Annotated in this window: 23 protein-coding genes and 1 pseudogene (1 of these 24 cut by a window edge); 11 read left to right on the plus strand and 13 right to left on the minus strand. The window is 55.3% G+C overall.

Annotation, left to right across the window (positions count from 1 at the left end; translation table 11 throughout):
* The first annotated feature begins 15 nt into the window (after positions 1-15).
* Genes RSE16_00910 through RSE16_00935 form a run of 6 tightly spaced genes read left to right on the plus strand, consistent with a single transcriptional unit; the run spans position 16 to position 5124 of the window.
* Positions 16-1182, plus strand: a complete 1167-nt coding sequence (locus RSE16_00910) for a type IV secretion system protein (GenBank protein ID WRH76066.1) — start codon at positions 16-18, stop codon at positions 1180-1182.
* On the plus strand, positions 1179-1967 hold the full coding sequence (locus RSE16_00915; protein ID WRH76067.1) for a type IV secretion system protein: 789 nt from the start codon (positions 1179-1181) through the stop codon (positions 1965-1967). The genes RSE16_00910 and RSE16_00915 overlap by 4 nt, the downstream gene beginning before the upstream one ends.
* Entirely contained in the window at positions 1964-2662 is a 699-nt protein-coding gene (locus RSE16_00920; GenBank protein ID WRH76068.1) for a TrbG/VirB9 family P-type conjugative transfer protein, read from the plus strand. Before RSE16_00915 ends, RSE16_00920 begins: the two co-directional genes overlap by 4 nt.
* Positions 2655-3749, plus strand: a complete 1095-nt coding sequence (locus RSE16_00925; GenBank protein WRH76069.1) for a TrbI/VirB10 family protein — start codon at positions 2655-2657, stop codon at positions 3747-3749. The genes RSE16_00920 and RSE16_00925 overlap by 8 nt, the downstream gene beginning before the upstream one ends.
* A gap of 5 nt (positions 3750-3754) precedes the next feature.
* Positions 3755-4726 carry a P-type DNA transfer ATPase VirB11 gene (gene virB11 / locus RSE16_00930; protein ID WRH76070.1) on the plus strand — a complete coding sequence of 324 codons (972 nt, stop codon included), beginning with the start codon at positions 3755-3757 and terminating at the stop codon, positions 4724-4726.
* Complete coding sequence (locus RSE16_00935; GenBank protein WRH76071.1) at positions 4723-5124, plus strand: TrbC/VirB2 family protein; 402 nt, start codon at positions 4723-4725, stop codon at positions 5122-5124. The genes virB11 and RSE16_00935 overlap by 4 nt, the downstream gene beginning before the upstream one ends.
* A gap of 89 nt (positions 5125-5213) precedes the next feature.
* On the opposite strand, the gene RSE16_00940 is transcribed toward RSE16_00935, so the two are convergent.
* From RSE16_00940 to RSE16_00960, 5 genes are all read right to left on the minus strand, one after another.
* On the minus strand, positions 5214-5630 hold the full coding sequence (locus RSE16_00940; protein ID WRH76072.1) for a hypothetical protein: 417 nt from the start codon (positions 5628-5630) through the stop codon (positions 5214-5216).
* A 68-nt stretch (positions 5631-5698) separates the two neighbouring features.
* A complete protein-coding gene (locus tag RSE16_00945; GenBank protein WRH76073.1) occupies positions 5699-6238 on the minus strand; it encodes a hypothetical protein in 540 nt (179 codons plus the stop codon).
* A 2-nt stretch (positions 6239-6240) separates the two neighbouring features.
* Complete coding sequence (locus RSE16_00950; GenBank protein WRH76074.1) at positions 6241-8850, minus strand: RHS repeat-associated core domain-containing protein; 2610 nt, start codon at positions 8848-8850, stop codon at positions 6241-6243.
* Complete coding sequence (locus tag RSE16_00955; GenBank protein WRH76075.1) at positions 8847-10499, minus strand: hypothetical protein; 1653 nt, start codon at positions 10497-10499, stop codon at positions 8847-8849. The genes RSE16_00950 and RSE16_00955 overlap by 4 nt, the downstream gene beginning before the upstream one ends.
* A 206-nt stretch (positions 10500-10705) precedes the next feature.
* Positions 10706-11275, minus strand: a complete 570-nt coding sequence (locus tag RSE16_00960) for a hypothetical protein (GenBank protein ID WRH76076.1) — start codon at positions 11273-11275, stop codon at positions 10706-10708.
* A gap of 346 nt (positions 11276-11621) precedes the next feature.
* Here RSE16_00960 and RSE16_00965 point away from each other — a divergent pair, with 346 nt between their 5' ends.
* Positions 11622-11879: a hypothetical protein gene (locus RSE16_00965; GenBank protein ID WRH76077.1), complete on the plus strand. Its 258-nt coding sequence runs from the start codon at positions 11622-11624 to the stop codon at positions 11877-11879.
* A 7-nt stretch (positions 11880-11886) separates the two neighbouring features.
* On the opposite strand, the gene RSE16_00970 is transcribed toward RSE16_00965, so the two are convergent.
* From RSE16_00970 to RSE16_01000, 7 genes are all read right to left on the minus strand, one after another.
* Positions 11887-13602 (minus strand): hypothetical protein, encoded by a 1716-nt coding sequence (locus RSE16_00970; GenBank protein WRH76078.1) that lies wholly within the window; start codon positions 13600-13602, stop codon positions 11887-11889.
* 232 nt (positions 13603-13834) lie between these two features.
* Entirely contained in the window at positions 13835-15004 is a 1170-nt protein-coding gene (locus RSE16_00975; protein ID WRH76079.1) for a tail fiber domain-containing protein, read from the minus strand.
* On the minus strand, positions 15004-16545 hold the full coding sequence (locus tag RSE16_00980; protein ID WRH76080.1) for a hypothetical protein: 1542 nt from the start codon (positions 16543-16545) through the stop codon (positions 15004-15006). Before RSE16_00980 ends, RSE16_00975 begins: the two co-directional genes overlap by 1 nt.
* Positions 16545-16805, minus strand: a complete 261-nt coding sequence (locus tag RSE16_00985) for a collagen-like protein (protein WRH76081.1) — start codon at positions 16803-16805, stop codon at positions 16545-16547. Before RSE16_00985 ends, RSE16_00980 begins: the two co-directional genes overlap by 1 nt.
* The gene (locus RSE16_00990; protein ID WRH76082.1) at positions 16802-17113 is read right to left on the minus strand and encodes a hypothetical protein; all 312 of its coding nucleotides are present in this window, start codon (positions 17111-17113) and stop codon (positions 16802-16804) included. The genes RSE16_00985 and RSE16_00990 overlap by 4 nt, the downstream gene beginning before the upstream one ends.
* Before the next feature lie 68 nt (positions 17114-17181).
* A complete protein-coding gene (locus tag RSE16_00995; GenBank protein ID WRH76083.1) occupies positions 17182-17376 on the minus strand; it encodes a hypothetical protein in 195 nt (64 codons plus the stop codon).
* Between the two features lie 83 nt (positions 17377-17459).
* On the minus strand, positions 17460-17891 hold the full coding sequence (locus tag RSE16_01000) for a TIGR02594 family protein (GenBank protein ID WRH76084.1): 432 nt from the start codon (positions 17889-17891) through the stop codon (positions 17460-17462).
* A 75-nt stretch (positions 17892-17966) separates the two neighbouring features.
* On the opposite strand from RSE16_01000, the gene istA reads away from it, so the two are divergent.
* From istA to RSE16_01020, 4 genes and pseudogenes are all read left to right on the plus strand, one after another.
* Positions 17967-19505, plus strand: coding sequence for an IS21 family transposase (gene istA, locus RSE16_01005; protein WRH76085.1), 1539 nt, complete (start codon positions 17967-17969; stop codon positions 19503-19505).
* Positions 19495-20274 carry an IS21-like element helper ATPase IstB gene (istB, locus tag RSE16_01010; GenBank protein ID WRH76086.1) on the plus strand — a complete coding sequence of 260 codons (780 nt, stop codon included), beginning with the start codon at positions 19495-19497 and terminating at the stop codon, positions 20272-20274. The genes istA and istB overlap by 11 nt, the downstream gene beginning before the upstream one ends.
* A gap of 127 nt (positions 20275-20401) precedes the next feature.
* A pseudogene (locus tag RSE16_01015) lies at positions 20402-20689 on the plus strand (Y-family DNA polymerase).
* Between the two features lie 72 nt (positions 20690-20761).
* Positions 20762-20917, plus strand: a complete 156-nt coding sequence (locus RSE16_01020) for a DUF4113 domain-containing protein (protein WRH77387.1) — start codon at positions 20762-20764, stop codon at positions 20915-20917.
* A 2-nt stretch (positions 20918-20919) separates the two neighbouring features.
* Here the strand turns inward: RSE16_01020 and RSE16_01025 are convergent, their stop codons facing one another.
* Positions 20920-21564 carry the 3' end of a hypothetical protein gene (locus RSE16_01025; GenBank protein WRH76087.1) on the minus strand. The gene runs 1221 nt beyond the window's last position, so the window shows 645 of its 1866 coding nt (coding positions 1222-1866); the start codon falls outside the window, past its right edge — the gene reads right to left on this strand; its stop codon occupies positions 20920-20922.

Consider the following 21564-nt stretch of genomic DNA (forward strand, 5'->3'; position numbering starts at 1 on the left):
ACCGGTTCCGGGTTTTTGGCAGCAACGCTTGCCAATTTCGACTGCCAGGCACAGAGCATCGGTGAAGCTGGCTACCAGACTTTGGCGAGCACCGGTTCGCCAGTCGCGCTCGCGCTCACCTCATTACTTGCGATTTTCATAGCGATCATCGGTATCCGCTTCCTGACCGCTAAACCCTTGACGATCGATGAATGGATCGCAACCGCTCTCAAAGTCGGTTTCGTAATGGCGCTTGCCACAAGCTGGCCTGCCTATCGAACCGTTGTTTACGATGTGGTTCTCAAAGGTCCTGCCGAAATAAGTGCGTCAATCGGCAAAGCATCGGCGCTGCCCGGATCAGCAGGAGGCCTTGCTGCTAGGTTGTCAGCCGTCGACAGCGGCATCATGGCGCTTGTGGAGGTCGGCAGCGGCAGGACTGATGTTTCTTCAAGGCGGCTCGATAGTACGATTGCGCCTCCATTAAGTGAGGATGCCTCGCTTGGCTGGGGCAAGACGCTGTTTGTCGGCAGCATCATCGGCAGCTTCGGTCTACTGCGGCTTGCAGGCGGGATATTTATCGCGCTCGCTCCGCTGTTTGCTGGGTTTCTGCTTTTCGAAGCGACGCGCTTTCTCTTTTTTGGATGGCTAAGATCACTGATCGCGATTTCAATCGGATCGATCGGGACAGCCATTGTCATTGGTGTTGAGCTCGCCGTCATTGAGCCTTGGCTTGCCCAAGTGCTCGCACTACGGGCTGCGCGAGTAGCAACGCTTGCCGCGCCGTTTGAATTGCTGGCACTGACCATAGCATTTTCGGTCGCGATGGTAGGCATGTTAGTGTTGGCGCTAAAGATCGCCTATGCATCGGCCGCAGCAGTTAAAGTACAGGCGCTGATCGAACATGCAACGCACGGCTTGCATAGTCAAAACGCGACCTGGCATCCCAACTTTCCAGAAAATCCACACAGGCTTGCCGAGCAAGGCCGTGCACAACTGTTAGCGCAATCGGTCCGTCAGACACTTGATCGCGAAGGCGGCCAAGCCAGCCGATCGAGCAACATAGTGCCGGCAAATCGCACACTCTTGCCAAATGGCACGGCCAGCACCTTGGATCGAGTTACGAACACGCCGCTTGGCCGCAGTTATCATGCGCCTTCACGCCGAGTTGGAAGCCAAGCCCTCAAAAGAAGATCAACAACATGAATATGGAGACCCGTGAGAAGCTTGATGCTTATTATACCCAGGCCGGCAGCTGGGCCGATGAGCGCACTCAATCTATCCATGCATCGCGCAAGGTCGCATGGATAGTCGCGCTCGTTGCAAGCGTGATCGCCTTCCTACTAGCGCTTACAATTGTTTTCATGCTGCCTCTAAAGACAATCGTTCCACAAACGCTTCTCGTCGACAAGCAAACAGGCTTTGTTCAGGCCATCGATCCGAGGCGCCCGCAAAAGATTAGCGCCGATGAAGCACTTACCCGATCCTTCTTGGCACAATATGTGGTTGCGCGCGAAGGTTTCGATATTGCGACCGTCCAAGGCCAGTTTAAGAAGGTCGCTCTCTGGTCGGCAGGTGCTGCCCGCAATCGCTATATCAGCATGATGCAGGCGGGGCATCCTGACAGCCCCTTGACCCGCTTTCCAAGGAACACTGTGATCGATGTTGAGATCCGCTCAGTCTCTAAGCTCTCGAACGATAGCGCATTGGTGCGTTTTGCTACCTCACGAAATGATCCTGGCGCTGCAGCCCAGCCTGAAGAGAATTGGGTCGCAGTCATCCGCTATCGCTACTCGAATGCACCCATGACTTTTGAAGATCGGCTCGTAAACCCTCTGGGCTTTGAGGTAACCAGCTATCACAAGGATGCAGAATCGCTTCCCGTTCAGCTGCAGGAAAATAATGCGACTGGGCCTAATCCCGCTATCCAGCCGCCGATGCCGGAATCGCAGCCCCTGCAACCTGCAACGCCTAGAGCTTCTGGCCGGTGAGAAAGACACTCCCATCTTTGGCGTTGCTTTTTGTCGCCGCGCCGGCAGTCGACGCACAGATCTATCCGCAACCGAGCGGCGGTGATCCGCGTATTCAGAGCGTAGAATATGATCCAGCGCAGATTATTCGGCTGTCGGTACCTGCCGGCATCCAGACCATGGTTGAGCTCGGAGCCGGTGAGATAATCCAGACTATCGCCGTAGGTGACAGCGTTGCATGGACGGTTTCTGCAGGCAAGCGCGGTGACTTCTTCTTCGTTAAAAACGCCAATGCAACCGAAGCCACCAATATGACGGTCGTAACCGCAGGGCGGGTGTATAATTTCGAGCTCAACGCAACGGGTAGCTACGGCAATATTGGTGCCTATCATGTGAAAGTCATCTATCCGGGCCGCTCAACGTTGACCGCAGCAGTCGAGGTTGAACGCCAATTTGTCTATCGCATTTCGGGCTCGAAAATGTTGCGCCCGGCGAGTGTCTATCAGGACGGAACACGCACTATCATTGAGTGGCAGGCCGACGCTCCGATCCCTGCAATTTTCACTTTCGAAAATGGCGTTGAGGCGCTGGTCAATGGAGAGATGGAGAATGGGCGCTTCGTAATTGCGGGCGCGCCGCAAAAGCTTATTTTTCGGATCGACCGCCAAATAGCGACCGCAACGCGCCGCAAGCTCAAAGGTTCCTCAGGTGAGTAAAGGTGATCCGATCCATGATGCGGCGGATAATGGCTTGCCGCTGGTCGGGGAGGATCGCGGCAATCGCACGCTGTGGCTCGGCCTTGGTGGAATTGGGCTCGCGGGCGTCCTGCTCTTCTTTGCGCTTGAGAGCAACCGCAAGTCCAATGCATTTCCTGAGATTGCGCCGCCGCGAGATTTTGCAGTGGCTAACCGGCCTGGCCCGACATTACCCATACCCCAAGCATATTCGCTGGGCCCCCTCACATTTGCGCCCCCGGCATTGGACCGGAAGCTATATGACGATCGACAAAACTCGCGTGAGCGATTGCCGCCTGTGAGGCTAACCACTGTCCCAAGTTCGGCATCAGTCATACAGGTACAACCATCGCCTGCCTATCTGCCTCCACCGGCCCTGCCTAGTCCACAGACACCTGATCCGGGACGCTCGGCACCTCTCATTGTTTATGATATCGCCTCAGCGGCTGCCGCAGCGCTCGCGCCGGGAAGCGAACGGTCACTGTCATCGACGCGCACTACCTCGGTCGCAGCTCCAGCGGTTGATCGCAGTCGGATCGTGACGCAAGGTACGCTGATATATGCGGTACTTGAGACCGCGCTTGATTCCACCCGGGCGGGTCAAGTCCGTGCGATTCTGTCGAACGATGTGTATAACTCCTCTGGCACATTAATTCTCATTCCCAGAGGGAGTCGGGTGTTCGGAGAGTATAAGGGCGATATTGCTAGCGGTCAGAGCCGAGCGGAGATCGCTTGGGGGCGGCTTATTCGTCCCGATGGGGTTACAATTGCGCTCGATTCGCCAGCTTCCGACACATTGGGCCGAGCCGGTGTCAAAGGAGAAGTCGACACACATTTTGGAGAACGACTTTTGGGCGCACTCCTTCAATCAACGATCGATTTTGGCGCTCTAGCAGCGTCCCGCGCAGCCACAAATGATAGCGGCATAATTGTAACCTTTCCGCAAGCAGCGCAGCAAGCTGGGTCTAAGTTGATCAGCGAGCCTCCCAAACCAACGCTTCGCGTCAAGCATGGCACGCGCATAGCGGTGTTTGTCGCACGCGACCTCGATTTTTCTGGAGTTGACTAACCGCCATGGGCGAGACGGTCTACCTTGACCATTATCTGGAGGCGCTCGGCCCATATCTTGAGGCTTCTGATATCACAGATATTTATATCAATAAGCCCAATGAGCTCTGGATTGAGCGGCTGGGAGGAGCAGTAGAATTTGCACCAGTGACCGGACTTGATGCGCCGGTGCTTGAACGGTTAGCGCGCCAAATTGCGGCGCAATCCTCTCAGGGCATTAGCCGCGAGCATCCTTTGCTTTCAGCCAGCCTTCCCGGCGGTTCGCGCGTGCAGATCGCAATGCCACCAGCAACACGCGGCGATGTCGCTATAGCAATCCGCAAATATGTCGCTACCGATATGGGACTGGACGATTATGCAGCAGCAGGGGCGTTCGATCATCTGCGTCATGGGCAAGAACGCGCGCCGGTTCAATCGCGCTTAGAAACTCTGAAAAAAGCAGGTGATTATCGCGGACTGCTCAAGCTCGCGGTACGCGAGCGGTGCAACATCTTCATCTCGGGCGGTACTTCCAGCGGCAAGACAACGTTCCTAAATGCCCTACTCCGCGAGGTTGACGCGAATGAACGACTTATCCTCATTGAGGATACGCCGGAGCTCAAAGCCCCCCATCAAAATATGGTTGGCCTACTCGCAGCACGCAGCGCGCTTGGAGAGGCGGTTGTATCGATGGAGGATCTACTAAATGCCTCGTTGCGCATGCGCCCTGACCGCATCATCCTTGGCGAGCTGCGCGGACCTGAGGCTTTCACCTTCCTTCGCGCGGTCAATACGGGGCACCCTGGATCGATGACCACAATCCATGCAGACAGTCCCGCACGCGCAATCGAGCAGCTGGTTTTATTGGTGCTAGAATCGGGCACTCATCTCGACCGACAAAGCATTACGCATTACATACGCGCCAGCATCGACGTGTATGTCCAATTGGGCCGGGTACAAGGTCAGCGGACGGTGACCGCGCTGGAACTGCGCCAATGATTTTGTCTGCGATTGCTTTTGCGACGGTGCAGACAATCCTTACTGATGCTCCAGCGTCCAGCGCAATAGCCGCTTCGGCGGCTTGGGTCAGCGACTTGATTGTCGGCCCACTTGCCACCTTTATCGCTGCCATTGGTATTGCATGGATGGGTTTTGCCATGCTCTCGGGACGCCTCGCGGTACGGCGGGGTTTGGCTGCGGTATTGGGGTGCTTCCTGCTGTTTGGTGCGAAAGGAATAGCAGACGGTCTCCGTGAGGCAACTGCGGTGGACGTTTCTTCTCGAACCGCAATTGTTCCGCCGCCACCGCATTTTGCCAAAACGCCAAAGCGTTCAATCGATACGAACAATTATGATCCGTATGCAGGAGCGGCGGTCATGCGCCCTGATGGAGGCTGATTTTAAGATGGGCGATCTATATCCGCAACGGATGTAGCGCTTACGCGCAGTTGATTGCAATGCAGGTCAACGCCAGATATTACGCTGATTTAAATGGTTTCATTCGGCACACGACGGTCGAAATACAGCCGCCCAAGCGGATCATAGCGCAGGTTCGCCGTTGCTGCGCCTGTCCGGCTCACCAGCCTGTTTTCCACGTCATAGACAAAGCTGCTCGCTCCATCGCTTGTGAGATTGCCATTGGCATCATAACCGAACGTCGCAGGACCTGCACTGATATATTGATTGCGCCCGTTCACCGCATAGTTGCGGTTTACATTGACATCGCCCGTGTAGACATAAGCATCGTTGCTCGTGCTGCGCTGCGTCACTTGGCTGGCGGGGTTGTATCCATAGCCATAGTTCAAGCCGAGCGATGTGTGCGCCAGCGCATTGAGGCGGCCGGCAGGGTTGTACTGGCCGAGGCTATGGGAAAGGATAAGAGAGCGGTTGTGCGGGGGGGGCAAGTGTTGATAATTTAGGGGACATCGCACATGTAATCGTAGTTTTAATTGAATTCAAGTGCATTCCTAAACTAATCATTCAGTTTCCGATTATTTGCTCGATTACTTTTTGATTGAAAAAACCTATATCGATCCTTAGCATCAAATTTTCCAAATTCTAATTCTGAAATTTTGGCATCGAATAGGTAAAATATATCAGATATTTCATACACGCTTTGTCTATTTTCTAAGGAGTATATTTTTTTTAAATTTCCTGAAAAAAGATATATCGATTTTTTATCAGATATAATATCTGATTTTATGTTAGACGATATAGGCTTTTTGATAAAAGAATTTAGCTTTGCTAGGCCATTGTCTCCAGAAACTTTAAGAGAGGGCGATCCACCTATCGTAAAATCAACTCCTTTCTTTTCAACTTTACAAAATGGAGAAATAAAAAAGGGACTATATGATTCATCTAATTCTGATAGAACAATAAAAGCCGAAATTCTTCCTTCTTTATTTTTCCAGCATTTATCAATATTCAAATATTGTTCTTCAGTTACGATTTTTGGGTAAGCATCACTACGAACGCAGCTAGACAGAAGAAAAACAAAAGCGAGAAACCTCATTGCTAAAATTCCTTGTCTAATTCTTGTTTCATCGATAAATTAACAAGTCTATTGCATATTTCTCCGCCAATCGGACAATATGCTCTCAATCTATTATTAATGTATTTCTCCGAATTATAATTATTCGTGTACCCAAGAGAAACATCAACTAAGTACTGAATAGCAATTGGTCTAACCTCTGCCGGAACGTCACCTAATTCTTCATGCCTTTGCCGATAGTGCTGAACTTCATGTGCTAAAACTCCTCCTACCGATACTTTAGTCAATTTTATATCAGCAACGTCTAGAGTTATTGTGCTGTTGCTTGGATCGAACTTCCCCCTCGCATGCCCATCAACTTTTCCGACTTCGATAGTTGGGCCCTTTCCATCATTCTCCTTCCCAAGAGATGATAGAGTTTTTCCCAGCGCTCGACCGGCCGCAGGCGCAATGAGTGATCCTGTTTTTGGCGACAAATAGCGATCCTTCGCTTGTTTTATCTCTTTGATTGCCCCTCGTGCGGCATCACATGCTTCCTTAGATTTACATGTATATTGCCCACTGGGATCAACTTTATTGACCGGATCATTCCCCACATAGGCGTAAAGATTGATCTGATCCTTATACCCGATCGGATCGGTCTGCATGAACCTGCCGAGCGTAGGTGAGTAGATGCGGGCCTTGTAATAGTACATGCCAAGCTCTGGGACCCACGCCTGGCCCGTGTAACTGAACCTGCCGCCCTGGGCGATGCTCGCATTGGTGCTGCCTGGTATGCCCCAGTCGTCATAGCTGTTTTTCGAGAGCAAATTGCCGTTCCAGTCAGTTAAGGCAACGACACTGCCCTGATGGTTGGTCTTGACGAGCCGCGCCGCGCTATCGGCCACGCCGCTGCCTTCGAACACCGCCATCGGATCGTCGACGCCGCTGCCATGGACATAGCGGCGCAGCATCGTGCCAGCGCCGTTATATTCAGCAACCAGCTCATCGCCATCATAGAGGAACCGCGTAATCCCTGCAGCGCCGCCCGATGTCTCATACAGCCGCCCAAGCGGATCATAGCGCAGGTTCGCCGTCGCTGGGCCCGTCCTGCTCACCAGCCTGTTCTCCACATCATAGACAAAGCTGTTCGCTCCATCGCTCGTCAGATTGCCATTGGCATCATAACCGAACGTCGCAGGACCTGCACTGGTATATTGATTGAGCCCGTTCACCGCATAATTGCGATTCACATTCACATCGCCCGTGTAGACATAAGCATCGTTGCTCGTGCTGCGCTGCGTCACTTGGCTGGCGGGGTTGTAGGCATCGAGGCCATAGGTCACGTCGTTCACCGTGCCGGTCATGTCCTGCGCTATGCTCGTCAGCCGTCCCGCATTGTCATACCCGTAATTGGTGTAGCTGCCGCTCGCCACCTGCAAGCGGCCACCGCGATTGTTGTAAGTGAACCCCGCTATGCCATTGTCGGCATTGCGCTGCATCAAAGTCATCCGGTTGAGCCCGTCATAGGCAAACTGGAAGTAATTGCTGTCAGGGTAGGTGACACGGGTGCGGTTGCCGTTCTTGTCGCGAGCGTAGCTCAAGGTTCGAGTTGCACCGTCCATCACCAAGCTGGTGCTGGTCAGACGCCCAAAGCCGTCATAGCTTGATCCAACACCTTCGCCCGAGGCACTGTCGAACCGGGCGTAAAGCTGAAGCCCTCGATTGTCATAGCCATAATAGACATCTCGCGTATGTGTCGCTGCAAGCCCTGCGCGTTCGGGCACGATCTTTACCGTCATCCGGTTCAGATTGTCATATTGGTAGGTAAGCACGCTGCCGTCGCGCTTGCGCAAGGATGTGCGGTTGCCATTGGCATCGTAGCCATATTCTTCATAGTCAGCGGTGTTGACCTGTCCCGCCGTAGTTTTCGACGGGAAGGTCCAGCGGGCCTGCCGATCATGTCCGTCATAGCTCATGCTGGCCAGATTGCCGTTGGCATCCTTCACCGTCGCCTGCTTGCCATTCAACGTGTAGGTGTAGGTCACATAATCCTGCGCGCGGGGCGTGCCTACGGCCCTCTTGATCACCAGCAATTGACCAGCGACGTCGTAGATATTCTGCGTAATGCGGTCGTTGCCAAAACTTCCAGCAGTACCAAGCGTACAGGCATTGCTGCCCAGCGCGGGAATGGCCGACAGGTTCATCCGCGTTGCCGTGCAATCGAGCCGCCCTCTTGCATCATAGCTGATCTGCTGTGCCGAGACGATGGCGCCGGTCGCATCCTTGCCGAGCGTCTGGATCTTTCGGTCCAAAACATCATAGGCAGTCTCGACGCTCGACAGCACCGTAAAGCCCGACCAGTTGGCCGGCGCTATCGATTCGGATTGCCAACTCGCAAGCTCGCCGGTCTCGACTTTCGTCATTCGGCCCGACGCATCATAGGTGGTGCGCGTGGCGGCATATTTAAGCGGACCTGCGCCATCCGGATCGGGCGCGATCGTGCCGGTAGGGCGATTAGCCGCGTCATAACGCATTGCCGACATATAGGGCGCTGGCGAGGCTTGTGCATATGCGAGCGACGGGACAATAAGCCCTGTTGCGACGGCGATCGCGCCTGCAGACAAGCGAAGTCGAGCAAAAGTGCGGCTCATGGGCAGGTGCTCCCCGTGCCCAGAGGCTGAGTCTCGGATATCTTGTTCCCCCGCGCATCATAAGTAAAACAAGTGCGAAGGGTCTCCAAAACACCCGATGAATTTGTGGCGGTTACCGCGATACCGCGCAGCAAAAGATAATTGGGTCCGCTATCGGGGCCATAATCATAGTCGGTCACAACCTCATCATTGGCACCGCCTGCACAGCTGTTTCCCGACGCTGCGCTCGTTTTACAAAATCGTTCGCGTGACTTAAGCCAAATGCCGGTCGGCGAGCGCACGAAAGTGCCACTACCATTATTGTACCAGGCAAAGCGTTGAACATATTCAATCCGCTTTTGCGGACGGTTGCCATTCGGTTGGGTTGGGCTGGTTACCTTTGCCAACGCACCAAAGCTGGTCCATTCATAGTCGGTGATATTACCCTTGCCGTCCTTCACCGTCAGCGGGCGATAGCAATAGGCATAGGCATTGTCTGGACATAACGGGTCCGTCGGGAAGGTCGCTTCCTCTATTATGTCTACAAGACCGCTGCCAATTTTAGCCTTGGCCGTCTTCTTTGTGATATTGCCCATAAGGTCATAGGTGAGCTCGACCGCATTGCCCTCGGGCATTTGTACTCGCGTAATGCGACCAAAGCTATCGGTCGTATAGAATGTCGTGCGGTTGAGCGCGTCTTGCTCCTGCGTGATCCGAGCGTTTGATTTACGCCCCTCGGTTATCCAGACCTTGCGGAAGTAACTTGCTGGACCTGTGATCGTGACCGTGCGGTTTGCTACATAGGGATTGTTCGTTCCGCTATTGGTTGTAGCGTGCGAATAGGCATAGCTCCAACTCTGCGTTGCACCCTTCACAATGGAAGTGAGAAGCGGCCCCCGCTCGTCGCTAACCGTACTCGTCGCGACAATTTGATCTGCAGCATTGGTTGGCGGCCGATAGCCTCCATTGGCGACGCTGCCGTTCACGCCGAGACTGTTTTGGAAATTGCCGGTCCAAACAGCGCCTGCCATGTCGCTGGCACTGCCCGCCGGATAGGCCACACTGGCAATAGGCGCCCCGAACTCGCCCTCGCGGTAAATCGCGGCTACCGACGGGACGGCCCATGCTACATTATAGGGATCATTGCTTGCATAGGTAATGCGCAGCTGAAATCCGCGGTTCGATTTGACTTTGATCGGACGAAGATTGCGCGTGTTGGCAGAAAAAGTGAAAATATCATATTCGAAGTCCAACACAACGCCATCGGGAGATGTGACTTGCGATGCCCAATAGGTGAAGACATTGCTTCCCTGTCCTGGCTGCGTCCCGCCGGTAATCGACTGAGATGCTGTCTGATCGTACCGAAACTGTCGGCCGCTTCCGCCTTCCGTATATGTAAACAACCCCGGAGCACCAATCGTTAGTCCAGGGCCACCAGCGAGAGCACCATGCCGTCCCGATTTTGAAACACACAACGCATTGGGGCATTCAAACCGCTCCGACGTGCCAGCGCCTACCCTAAGATCAGCATTTATCTGCGGATCACCATTAGCGTCGATAAATCTTGTTCCGCTGATGTAGTTTACAATATCTTGAATACGGGTGATCGACAATTCCGGCGCAACAGCCACAGATAATGGCGGCACCGGAAAGGTCATTTTACCTGACAACAGGTCTACGCCATTTATATCTGCCACAACATTCATAGGCTCAAAACCGGCTGGACGTTCTTGTGCCAATGCCGGCGCGGCTAAAACAAAAGTCAGCCCGATTGCGCTGATAACATATTTAGACTGCAATGCCCTATTTTGGCTTATCCCACTCATTCCAGCCCCCATAACTGATATCGCCCGAGCTCGTTTCTTAAACCTCAGCTTCACTGCGAGCATTGTGCAAATGTTCCTGTGGTAATGATGGTCAAAGTCCCCGATGAGGCCGCTCCCAATGAGTCTTTGACCGAGTAACTTGCCTGCACCGTCTCGGCGAACGCTGCTCCCCACACTTGGATTGAACTGGCGGAAACCACCGTTGCCGAAGCAGTGCTCAATGGAGGCAGCGTCACAGACAACACAGTGAGCGGCAAATTGCCCTCAGGATCCGTGTCATTAGCGGTCACGTTGACAGTCGTTGTAGCGTTGCACATCACAGAAACAGCATCAGCATTAGCAATTGGCGGTTGATTGCCCGTTGGAGGCGGTGGAGGCGTTCCGCCACCCCCGCCGGCTACGCCGGTCGTTGTTTGGTTCGATCGATTACCTGCTGGATCATAAGCGGTCGTCGTCTGCGATCCCGCGGCAGGGCCGCCCGACTTGCTGCTCGATATTAACCGACCAAGCTCGTCGTAAGTATGCGTAACTGTTTCTGCTGCCTGTGCGGCTGGACTTGCCAGCAAATAGACAAAAGTTGCCAAGTTTGCAGATATACGTGCGGCCGCATTGATGTTCACAATTTTAAGCCCTCTTAAAATACATTTGAAATAAATAAATATTTAAAATGAATAATTTTAAATTGCTTTTAATTTTTAGAATTTACTCCTTATAAATATAAATAATATTTTTCACATAATCACAATCAAAAAAATTTTACGTCGAACCTTTTGCCGTTTCTTCAGAAAATTGATCTCTGGCATCGAAATTATCGGAAAAAACGTAGCGCAAAGGAGAGACGATCCTGCGGGGAACAGTTTTTCCACCCACTGGATCAAGCCAAAAAGTCGCCCCGGTTGAAGACCAGCAGCGCCGGGTGGATATTTCAGAGCAGACTTTTTATCGCTGCAACAGCTATGTGGGGGTTTGGCCGACGTTCAACTATTTGAGTTTAGGCAACTGGATGTCGGGCAGGGCGTATTCAAAAGCGTTGATGACATCGCGGCGAAGGAGAAAATCGACCGCTCCTATCTTAGCCGGCTTTTGCGGATGACCTTGCTAGCTCCTGACATTGTGGAAATGTTGCTTGCTGGACGTCAACCGCGGGGCATCAACTTGCAGATGCTCAAGCGGCCTATCCCCGATTGCTGGCAGGAGCAGCGGGATTTGCTGTTGCAGCTGTAGGCGCGTTTCAGCCCGGTGGCTCGGTGTTCTCTGGCTCCGGGACCGTAACCCCACGTTGTATCACGCGTCGCCGGTTTATGATGGACTCTTGGCCTATCCGCCGCAAAGCTGATTCGGCATTTGTGGTGACAGTCGCCATTGGCTCAACAGCGTTGCTGATGTTTCGGAAAATCAAAGAACCCGCAATCGCCCGCCGAAGTTCGGTGTCTCGCAGGCGTTTGAATATGTTGTAGAAGTCTTCAGACGAAAGGGTGGCAAGGAATGTGACATCATCGGGGCTCCACCCGTGCTTCTGCCCAATCTCCATTAGAACTTGCACAGGGTCGCGGCGCTCATTGTAGGTGGCGAGTTTGGCCGCGAACGCTTCGCGAACATCAGGATCCTTCACATCTCCGCCAAAAGCAGCCTGCGACAGATCCCAAAAATCCTGGTTTTCGTCCTGCCGCGCCTTCACATATCCAGTGACGAGTTCTCGGATGTCGCCATCCCATCCGAGATCCTTAAGAAGACCAATCGTTGAGGAGAGGTTCATCGGGGAGATTGCCGATGGGGTCTTTCGAACTGCCTCGACCATCGCATTGGTAACGTCATAAGCATTGTCGTCGAAGGACCCGTGATAAGCATCCCACGCCATCTGAAAGGACTGGTCTTGGTCGGCTGCTTCCAAGCGTTTCTGCAGTCCAACTGCTTGTTCACGCAGAGTGTCTGGATTGAAGTGACCTTGATTCACGGCTCTTAGGATGACTGAGTCGAATTCGTCCATCATCGTAAATTCATAAGAGCTCAGTAGCGCTTGCCAGTGTGCGTGTTCAGGCGGACGATCTTCGTGACTTGCAAGCTTGTCGAAGGCAGCGTGGAAGTCGCTCATGCCTTCTATGAAGTCGAGCGTGGGCGCGTCGTGCGGCTGTAGCCTGGAGAAGCACAGGAGCGTGAGCGTATGAAGCCCTTGGTTAAATACCCTCTCGTCGAACCCTTTAAGTTCCTCGAGCAACCGACAGCCAAGTCGCTCGATCTTCTTGATGGTTCTGATATTGACGATACCCAAGGCCTCGCAGTTCGCGCGCAGCTTATCGCCGAACGGTGTGTTCGCATCTACGCCTATTGCTGCGGCTTCGGCCGGAGTGGGCTCAAACCGCAAGGTTACGTCAGCTATTTTTTCCAGGCTGGTTTTAAACTCTTCCCCGTCCTCACCTTCCATCCTCTCATCGTTGAGCAGCAGGATAATTTTACATCCTCTCTGCTCTTTAAGGTGCGAGATGAGACCAAGCACATCGCGGACGTCGAGGGACTTACTCCTTCGCTCCAAGTCGTCTATGCAAACAACCTGGTTTTTCACCCAGAAGAAGCCGACCTTTTCAAACATTGATAGGTATTTGTCGCCCCCCGGAAACAGCCTCCCGACGGTTCCAGCTTTGCGCCAGAGTCCGGGTGCCGAGCGCACCATGCCGTCGAGCGTTTCCAAGTCTGCCGGTCTACCGATGTCAGCTCTGCGGATGGTATTCTGAAAAACCGAAGCCTTGAGCTCATCAAGGTTACCGAGGCCAAATAGCGACACGTAAGCATAGTGTTCGGCTGAGAACTGGCCCTTTTCCGCAGCTCGTTTCAGGTAGCTATTCCAAGCATAAGTCTTGCCGACACCCCACTTGCCGGCAATGACCAAGACGCCTGCTTGCGAGTCTGCCAGAAAACGTTCGATCTCCAGTTGAACCACTTTGATGCTCATTGATCGAGAATGATCCAGTCTTTCGTGCCATGCAAGCGGCAGCTGTCAGATAAGTTTGCTCTGCCACCTGAATTTTGGATCATTTGCAGTTAGAGTTTATGGCCTTATGCATCCTTGGCTGGACGAGGAGTTATGGAACAAACTCATAGATCAGCCTTGGCGCATTACGACCATCGGTCATCGTAAATGGGCCAGTGAGTTGTGATCAATGCAGGTTGGTATAACACATAAGTCAGCCAGTGCCGATCGGATGCCTCTGGTCATATGAGAGCTGCTCAACCTTGCAGCTGAGCTCCTTAACCGCCTCAATCAACAATGCAGCAAGGTTGCCGTAGGCAACGGACATGAGCCCATCTCCATGGGTCATGACCACCTCCGGCACGATGGGAGCCAATTCCTGGGCAATTAAGCCAATGCCGCGATTGCCCGTGTCAAGACGAGTGAAGGTCACCCCACGAAGCTTGCGGACGCGATCTAAGGCCTCAGAAACCGTCTCCACGTCGGTCTTAAGCCTAGCATCGGAAAACGCCGTCACATCGCCAGTTGCGGTGATTGTCCCCGACACTGAGATGCTGCCAGTGAAGCTTTCGCCTGCCTTGTTGGCCGGCGTAAAGCCCAGTGCGCCGGTCACTTCGCCCGACGTCATCGAAGAACCCGCTGTCACCCGCCCTTTGGCGTCTACGGTGACCTTGAGGTAGGTCCCTGCAGTCACGCCGCTGTTAGCGAGCGAGGAGGCGAACGAAAGATTGCCAGAGCCATCGAAGCTGCCGCTCGTCCCGGTCACATCGCCGGTCAGCGAAATGGTGCGCCCGGTGGCCCACCTAGTCGCTGTCGCGGCATTGCCGGCGCAGGATCCTGAGGAACCGGTGATCGAGATCCCCCAGGTGCCAGACGCATTGGATCCGTCAGCATAGCCAAGTGTCTTTACCGTCCAGGACGTCGCACCAGCGGCAGCATATTTGTGCAGAATCGTCTGGGAGCTCTTTCCGAAGTAGAGAGCATTGTACCCGCCGCCCGTGCCATCAATGTACGTCGATAGATCGATCACATCAGCGTAGGGCGCGGCGCTGTCGTCGTTGAGCGACGAAAACCTAAATCGGACCCCCGCACCGTATCCGAGACCCGTTAACGGGTTTGCAAGATTGCGGATGTCCGCAGCACTCACCGATGCCTGGGCGTTGGCGGCAAAATTGCTGCGCGAAGGCGGAGTGAAGCCGAGCGCGGTCGTGACCATGCCAGATGTCAGATTGCCAAAGCCCACCTGCACGACGGTTCCAGCTGCTGTCTTCGAATAGAGCTTCTGGTCGACGAGATTGACGGCGAGTTCGCCCGCCTGCAGCGATCCCGCTACCGGCACGCTCGAAGCGGTCGAAGACCTCTTGAGCAGGATAGTGCTCGGCATCAAAAGGTTCCACCATCCAGCGTGATCCCGTCAATCAAGCCGCCGGTAATCGCGACATTGCTCGCCGCCTGGGTCGACATGGTGCCGAGGCCGGAGATATCAGTGTTGGGAATGGTTGCAGACGCTGTGAATGCCGAAGTTCCATTGCCCTTGAGGTAGCCGGTAAGCGCGATCGCACCCGAGCCGCCCTTCGCCACGCCTAGCGTGCCGCCAATATTGCCCAGCGTGAGGTTGGCTTCATTTACGTCGATCGTCGGATTGCCGCCAACGCCATCTCCATTGGTGACAACGATTTTGTTGGAACCAGCGGTTAGCGTCCGTCCAGTAACTGTGTCCGCAGCCGTCCGAACGACGAGGCCGTTCGTCGCCAGGTTATGGAGCGCAAGGGCCTGCCCCGTCAGAGCGATGCTGTCAGCTGCAACCGAGATACCAGTCCCCGCCCCCACATCGATGGTATTGCCGGTCTTTGTGAGACCGGCCCCTGCAACAATCTGGCCTGCGCCATTGAACTGGACGAAGACAATCGCTGTTGTGCCGAGCGTGCCGCCGGCATCGACAGTACAAAGATATCCGATGTCCGCGTTTACAGTCCCCTGTTCGACAAACAGATAAGCCGAGACATGCTCAATCCAGGTCGACAGATCATCCGCGCGAGCCCAAGCGCCTGCCGCCACGACATAGACGCCGTTAGCCGAAGTGGTCGTCTGGTCTTTCACCAGCACACGGTCGCCGGCAACAAGGGCCACTCCATCGATGGTCATGGTACCTGACAGAGACGCGATGTTAGCGGTCGACGCAGCCTTCACTGACGCTTTGGGATCGAGGCCCTGAACCGTAAGATCAACATAGTTTTTGGTGGCGGCATCCTGCGCTGCAGTCGGGTCGGCTAGACCCGTGATACGCTGACTGTTCAGCGCCACAGCGGCTGTGGGTGCTGCCAACTGATCAAGGCGGTTCGCACGGACCCGAACGTCAGTATAGTAGAGGTTGGTGCCTTCCGAGACGTCTGTCGTGGTAAGGGTGATGGCACCGGTGCGCCCTGCAACCGAAGTTACCGGGAACGTGATCGCGACGTTGCTGGCGGCCGTGACCCGGCCCTTGGCATCGACCGTGACCTGGCCGACCTGTGTCGCCGAACCATAGGAGCCAGCGGTGACGCCACTATTCGCGAGCGTCGCAGCAATGGTCGCATTGGCGGTGCCATTAAACGAGGCCGTGCCGCTTACATCGCCGGACAGGCCAAGCGAACGCGCCGTTGCCAGCGCGGTTGCAGTCCCGGCATTGCCGGAGATCGAACCCGCAATCGTGCTCGAGAAGGTCTTGATCCCGGCGATCGTCTGATCGCCTGAAATCCCGACAAATGCGCCCGGGCCGCCGATGGCGATGACCGACGTAGCCGTGCCGCCAGCGCCTCCCGTGCCGGTGCCGTAGTAGAGTGTGTTGTCCTGCTCGTTGAATGCGAGCTCGGCATTGGCGAGCGATGCCGGAGCCCCGGCCGCACCACCTGCAGCACGGCGCTTGATACGAAGAGTATTGGCCATCAGAAATTACCTCCATCGACCAGCCTGGCCGAATTCGTGTTGGTCCACCGGTTGTCGGGGGATGAAAAAATCAGGACATCGCCGCCTTCGGGCTGCGTGAGGTCGACGTCAGACAGATCATTGAGTGTGCTAAGCGGGCCCGGCGGTCCCTGAGGACCTTGGGCACCGGTGGCGCCGGTTTCACCGCGCGGGCCAGCAATGCCCTGGGGTTCGATGACGATGGTCTGCACCGTCTCGAGGATCTGGATGGTGCTGGTCATTCGACATCGAACGTCAAGACCGGCAAGACCTCACGCTCCCCTGCCCCGTTTTCGAGGCCAATGATCAGCCAAACCCGGCCAGCGCCTGGCTTGAGATTGGCTGTCTGCTCGTCAGTCCAGAGCACTTCGATTTCGCCCGAAGTTGGCGGCGAGCGAATGGTAATAACTGGCAGAGCGATGTTGGGGCTCTGATCGACGACCAGCGCCGAAAGACCGGTCAGATCTCGTCGATCGCCCGCAGCGAGATCGGCATAGAGCGTCGCGCGCAGCCGCCTGGTGCCGCCCCGGCGGAGTGTCAGTCTGGTCATGCCTGCACCTGTTCGTAAAAGGGCGAGCGGAGGTCGAAACCTCCGCCTGCCGGGTGAATGTCTTGGGATCAGCCGATCCGGGTAGTCGCCGTCTTGCGGAACAGGACGCCGCCAATGCCGGTGAGCGCCAGGACCACGGTCAGAACGTCGGCCTGGCTGAGCCCTTCCGGCAAGATGCCGATAGCGCCTGCAACACCCCAGATGCTGCCGATGATCCCGGTCCAGATGGCCTTCGAGGTCCACCAAGGCTTCAAGTTTTCCATGTCACTTCTCCAAAGAAAAACCCGCCAGAAGCGGCGGGCGGTTGATCTTGCTTACGCGGGTAAGCAATCGGGCGGCCGAGCGCTCAGGCTTCGTTGGTCGAGAGAGTGCCGGTGGCGGCAAGCTGCACGGGCTTCGCGCTCGCAGGCGCTTTGCGATAGGCCGGCCTGCGCACGGCAATGCAGCGGTCTTTGGCAATCCGGGTGATGGTCACGCCATCAGACTGGTTGCCGCCAAGCACATGGTAAGCGCCATAATCTTCACCGATATAAAGCCCGACGTGACCTGATCCTTGACCGCGGCGGAACACCAGCACATCGCCTAGCTGGGCCTTGTCAGCGGCCTTGCCGAACTTTGCCCAGTTGCGCGCCCAGAGCGGTTGATTAGGCAGCGCTTTACCAGCGCGCTTGGCGACAATGGCTACAAAGAGCCCGCACCACGGGATCTCGTCATGGTTGTAAACCTTGGCGAGCCCGAGCTTGTTGATTGTCGTTGAGAAGTGACCCGTTAGGGGCATAAGTTTTCACTGAGATTTGACCCATGTTTGAACCACACCCTGACCGACCGGTTGGGGGGATGAGGAGTGATCAACATGGATTTATTGAGTGTGATACGTCGCTGGCGTTTTCGGCAAGGGATGCCGATCCGTGAGATTGTACGGCGGACAGGATTGTCGCGGAACACGATCCGCAAGTATTTACGTGCAGACACGTTAGAACCGGTATTCAGGGCCTCTGTTCGGCCGAGCAAGCTTGATCCGTTTGCAGAGAAGCTGTCGGGGTGGCTGCGGATTGAGGTTGGCAAGTCGCGAAAGCAGAAGCGCACAGCCAAGCAGATGCACGCTGATCTTGTGGTATTGGGCTATGACGGTTCCTACGAGCGGGTTGCAGCCTTTGTGCGCGCTTGGAAGGCTGAACGCCAACGCGAGCAGCAGACCAGCGGACGCGGCACTTTTGTGCCCTTGGTGTTTGCGGCGGGTGAAGCCTTCCAGTTCGACTGGAGCGAAGACTGGGCCATTATAGGTGGCAGGCAGACCAAGTTGCAGGTAGCGCATACCAAGCTATCATACAGCCGAGCGTTCATTGTTCGGGCATATCCACTTCAGACCCACGAGATGCTGTTCGACGCGCTTGCTGAGGCGTTCAGGGTGCTGGGCGGTGTTCCCCAGCGGGGTATTTTTGATAATATGAGGACGGCGGTCGATCGCATTGGCCGGGGCAAAGTCAGACAGGTCAATGCGCGCTTTGCCGCTATGGCGAGCCATTACCTGTTCGAAGCAGACTTCTGTAACCCGGCCTCGGGGTGGGAGAAAGGACAGGTCGAGAAGAACGTGCAGGATGCGCGGCGGCGGCTGTGGCAGCCCCTTAGTGCCTCTGGGCCCAGCTTCCCCGATATCGATGCCCTGAACGCTTGGCTGGAGGAACATTGCATTGCGCAATGGGGGCATATCAAGCACGGTAGCCTGCCTGGTACCGTGGCTGATGTGCATGCCGAGGAAGTCGCCAGCTTGATGCCGCAGGGCCGTATCTTCGACGGCTTTGTCGAACACAGCAAGCGGGTATCCCCGACCTGCCTCGTGAACTTTGACCGTAACCGTTATAGCGTGCCGGCATCGTTTGCGAACCAGCGGGTGAGCCTGCGGATATACCCGAACCGGGTCGTTGTTGTTGCCGAAGGGCAGATCGTGTGCGAGCATGTTCGGATTATTGAGCGCTCGCACCATATGCCCGGCCAAACGGTGTATGACTGGCGCCACTATCTGGCAGTAATCCAACGCAAGCCCGGTGCCTTGCGTAACGGGGCACCCTTCACCGAACTGCCGCAAGCGTTCCGGCAGTTGCAAGGGCTGATCCTCAAGCGGCCTGGCGGCGACAGGGAGATGGCCGAGATACTGGCGCTTGTGCTGCATCATGATGAGCAGGCAGTGCTATGCGCGGTCGAGCTTGCCCTTGATGCTGGGGTGGCGACCAAGACCCATGTTCTCAATATCCTGCATCGTTTGACCGATGGCAAAGCTATCCCGCCAACCCCTATAGATGCACCACAGGCTTTGCGCCTTGCGCGCGAGCCTCTAGCCAATGTCGGGCGCTACGATGCCCTCCGGAACAAGGAGGCGCGTCATGCGTCATGATCCCGCCAGCGCCGCGATCGTGGTCATGCTACGCGGCCTCAAGATGTACGGCATGGCTGGCGCCGTCAGCGACCTGATCGAACAGGGTGCCCCTGCGTTCGAAGCGGCTGTGCCGATCCTCTCGCAGCTGCTCAAGGCGGAGATGACCGAACGTGAGGTCAGATCCATCGCTTACCACATTAAGGCAGCCCGGTTCCCGGCCTACAAGGATCTGGCCGGGTTCGACTTTGCAGCCAGCGAGGTGAATGAAGCCCTCATCCGTCAACTCCATCGTGGAGATTTTATAGACGGTGCCGACAATATCGTACTGATCGGCGGTCCCGGGACAGGTAAAAGCCACATGGCTACAGCGCTTGGCGTGCAGGCTGTTGAGCATCACCGCAAAAAGGTCCGCTTCTTCTCCACGGTTGATCTGGTCAATGCGCTGGAACAGGAAAAGGCTATGAATAAAGCTGGCCAGGTTGCCGAGCGCCTGCTGCGCCTTGATCTCGTCATTCTCGACGAGTTAGGCTATCTGCCGTTCAGTCCATCAGGCGGCGCGCTGCTGTTCCATCTGCTCTCCAAGCTTTATGAGCAGACCAGCGTCATCATCACCACCAATCTATCGTTCAGCGAATGGGGCGGTGTGTTCGGTGATGCCAAGATGACGACCGCTTTGCTCGATCGACTTACGCACCACTGCCACATCCTTGAGACCGGGAATGACAGCTTCCGCTTCCGCGCCAGTGCCGCAGCGCCCAAAAACAGAAAGGAAAAACCAACCTCTTGACCCAAAACCCGCAACGCGGGATATACCAACCACCCGGGTCACTTCTCAGTGAAAATAACGGGTCACTTCTCAACGACAATCAACACTCGATGACCAACCAGCTCCAAAACAAACCACCTGCTGTTCACGCACCTTCGGGGAGGCGATCCGAGACAAGCAGCAGGTTCACGATGCCGTGATGAGCTTTGCGGAACGGGTCTCAGAGAAGGTTCGTCATGCTGGCCAGGTGGCTGGCGCGGTGCAACTGTTCATCCGCACTGACCCGTTCGATCAGAATGCTAACCAGAAGTCAGTGTCGGGCTCGGCCACGTTTCAGCGACCAACCAGCGACACGCGGCAGATCACAGATGCAGTCTTGCGGATCTTCGAGCGGATCTGGCGTGATGGTTATGGCTGGCGCAAGGCTGGGGTTCTTCTGCTCGATCTTGCCGCGCCCAGTGCCGTGCCCGCATCTCTGTTCGATGTGCCCGAACCGCTCGATGGGCTGATGGAGGCATTAGACCAGATCAATGCCCGTTTTGGGCGAGGCAAAGCCCGTCTGGGCCTGACAGGTAAGAATGCCGAATGGCGGATGAGGCAGGAGAACCTGTCTCCCAATTTCACCACGCGCTGGGATGATATCCCAACAGCGGTAATGGCATGATGTTAGTTAGGATCAGGGTACAACTGCTCATCCCTCAAAAACTCATCCACATCCCCGGCGAACAGAAATTTCCGCTTCCCTGCGCAAGTGGGACACCAAGATCCCCGCTTCACGCTGTTGGCACTTGCAAGCCATTTATGTGCAGGATCGAAACCACACTGCCACAGATACTTGGTGGAGGACCTGACATAGCGCCGCGACAGAAGGCTACCACCTCGCCCCTCCGCAATCCGCTGGAGCTGGCCTATCGTCAATTTGAGCTCCTGACCTCTCTTAAGACTACTGCATTTTTGACACCAATAGCCTGCCCGAAGCCTTACCGGTTCTGTCACCCATTCGTGCCCCGCGGAGCACGAGACGCGCATCTTCCATTTGAGGCCTTCCACTTCGCCCAGGAATTTCCCGCCGTGCTGCTCAATGATGTGTAAATACGGGTTGATGTCTCGCTTGGCACGGCGCGTAGCTGAAGTCCGTTGCCCCATACATTCCTTGCACCAAGCACCCATAAAAATAGATGATGGGACAGCATCCCAGACATGGCCCGCCGCGCAACGAAATGAGAGTTTTCGACTGTTAGTAATATACTGTGCAGAGAGGCACTCTCCGCCGTGAGCGTGTGCGATTTCTTGGATACGCTTAAGCTCCTG

The organism is Sphingobium sp. (genome assembly GCA_035196065.1).
GTDB classification, from domain to species: domain Bacteria; phylum Pseudomonadota; class Alphaproteobacteria; order Sphingomonadales; family Sphingomonadaceae; genus Sphingorhabdus_B; species Sphingorhabdus_B rara.

Bases quoted from the DNA above. Each gene is read 5' to 3' on its own strand.
- RSE16_00995 (WRH76083.1), bottom strand. From the start codon at position 17,376: ATGGAAAACTTGAAGCCTTGGTGGACCTCGAAGGCCATCTGGACCGGG.
- virB11 (WRH76070.1), top strand. From the start codon at position 3,755: ATGGGCGAGACGGTCTACCTTGACCATTATCTGGAGGCGCTCGGCCCA.
- RSE16_00970 (WRH76078.1), bottom strand. From the start codon at position 13,602: ATGAGCATCAAAGTGGTTCAACTGGAGATCGAACGTTTTCTGGCAGAC.
- RSE16_00980 (WRH76080.1), bottom strand. From the start codon at position 16,545: ATGGCCAATACTCTTCGTATCAAGCGCCGTGCTGCAGGTGGTGCGGCC.
- RSE16_00990 (WRH76082.1), bottom strand. From the start codon at position 17,113: ATGACCAGACTGACACTCCGCCGGGGCGGCACCAGGCGGCTGCGCGCG.
- RSE16_00945 (WRH76073.1), bottom strand. From the start codon at position 6,238: ATGAGGTTTCTCGCTTTTGTTTTTCTTCTGTCTAGCTGCGTTCGTAGT.
- istA (WRH76085.1), top strand. From the start codon at position 17,967: ATGGATTTATTGAGTGTGATACGTCGCTGGCGTTTTCGGCAAGGGATG.
- RSE16_00915 (WRH76067.1), top strand. From the start codon at position 1,179: ATGAATATGGAGACCCGTGAGAAGCTTGATGCTTATTATACCCAGGCC.
- istB (WRH76086.1), top strand. From the start codon at position 19,495: ATGCGTCATGATCCCGCCAGCGCCGCGATCGTGGTCATGCTACGCGGC.
- RSE16_00950 (WRH76074.1), bottom strand. From the start codon at position 8,850: ATGAGCCGCACTTTTGCTCGACTTCGCTTGTCTGCAGGCGCGATCGCC.
- RSE16_01000 (WRH76084.1), bottom strand. From the start codon at position 17,891: ATGCCCCTAACGGGTCACTTCTCAACGACAATCAACAAGCTCGGGCTC.
- RSE16_00935 (WRH76071.1), top strand. From the start codon at position 4,723: ATGATTTTGTCTGCGATTGCTTTTGCGACGGTGCAGACAATCCTTACT.
- RSE16_01020 (WRH77387.1), top strand. From the start codon at position 20,762: ATGGAGGCATTAGACCAGATCAATGCCCGTTTTGGGCGAGGCAAAGCC.
- RSE16_00975 (WRH76079.1), bottom strand. From the start codon at position 15,004: ATGCCGAGCACTATCCTGCTCAAGAGGTCTTCGACCGCTTCGAGCGTG.
- RSE16_00985 (WRH76081.1), bottom strand. From the start codon at position 16,805: ATGACCAGCACCATCCAGATCCTCGAGACGGTGCAGACCATCGTCATC.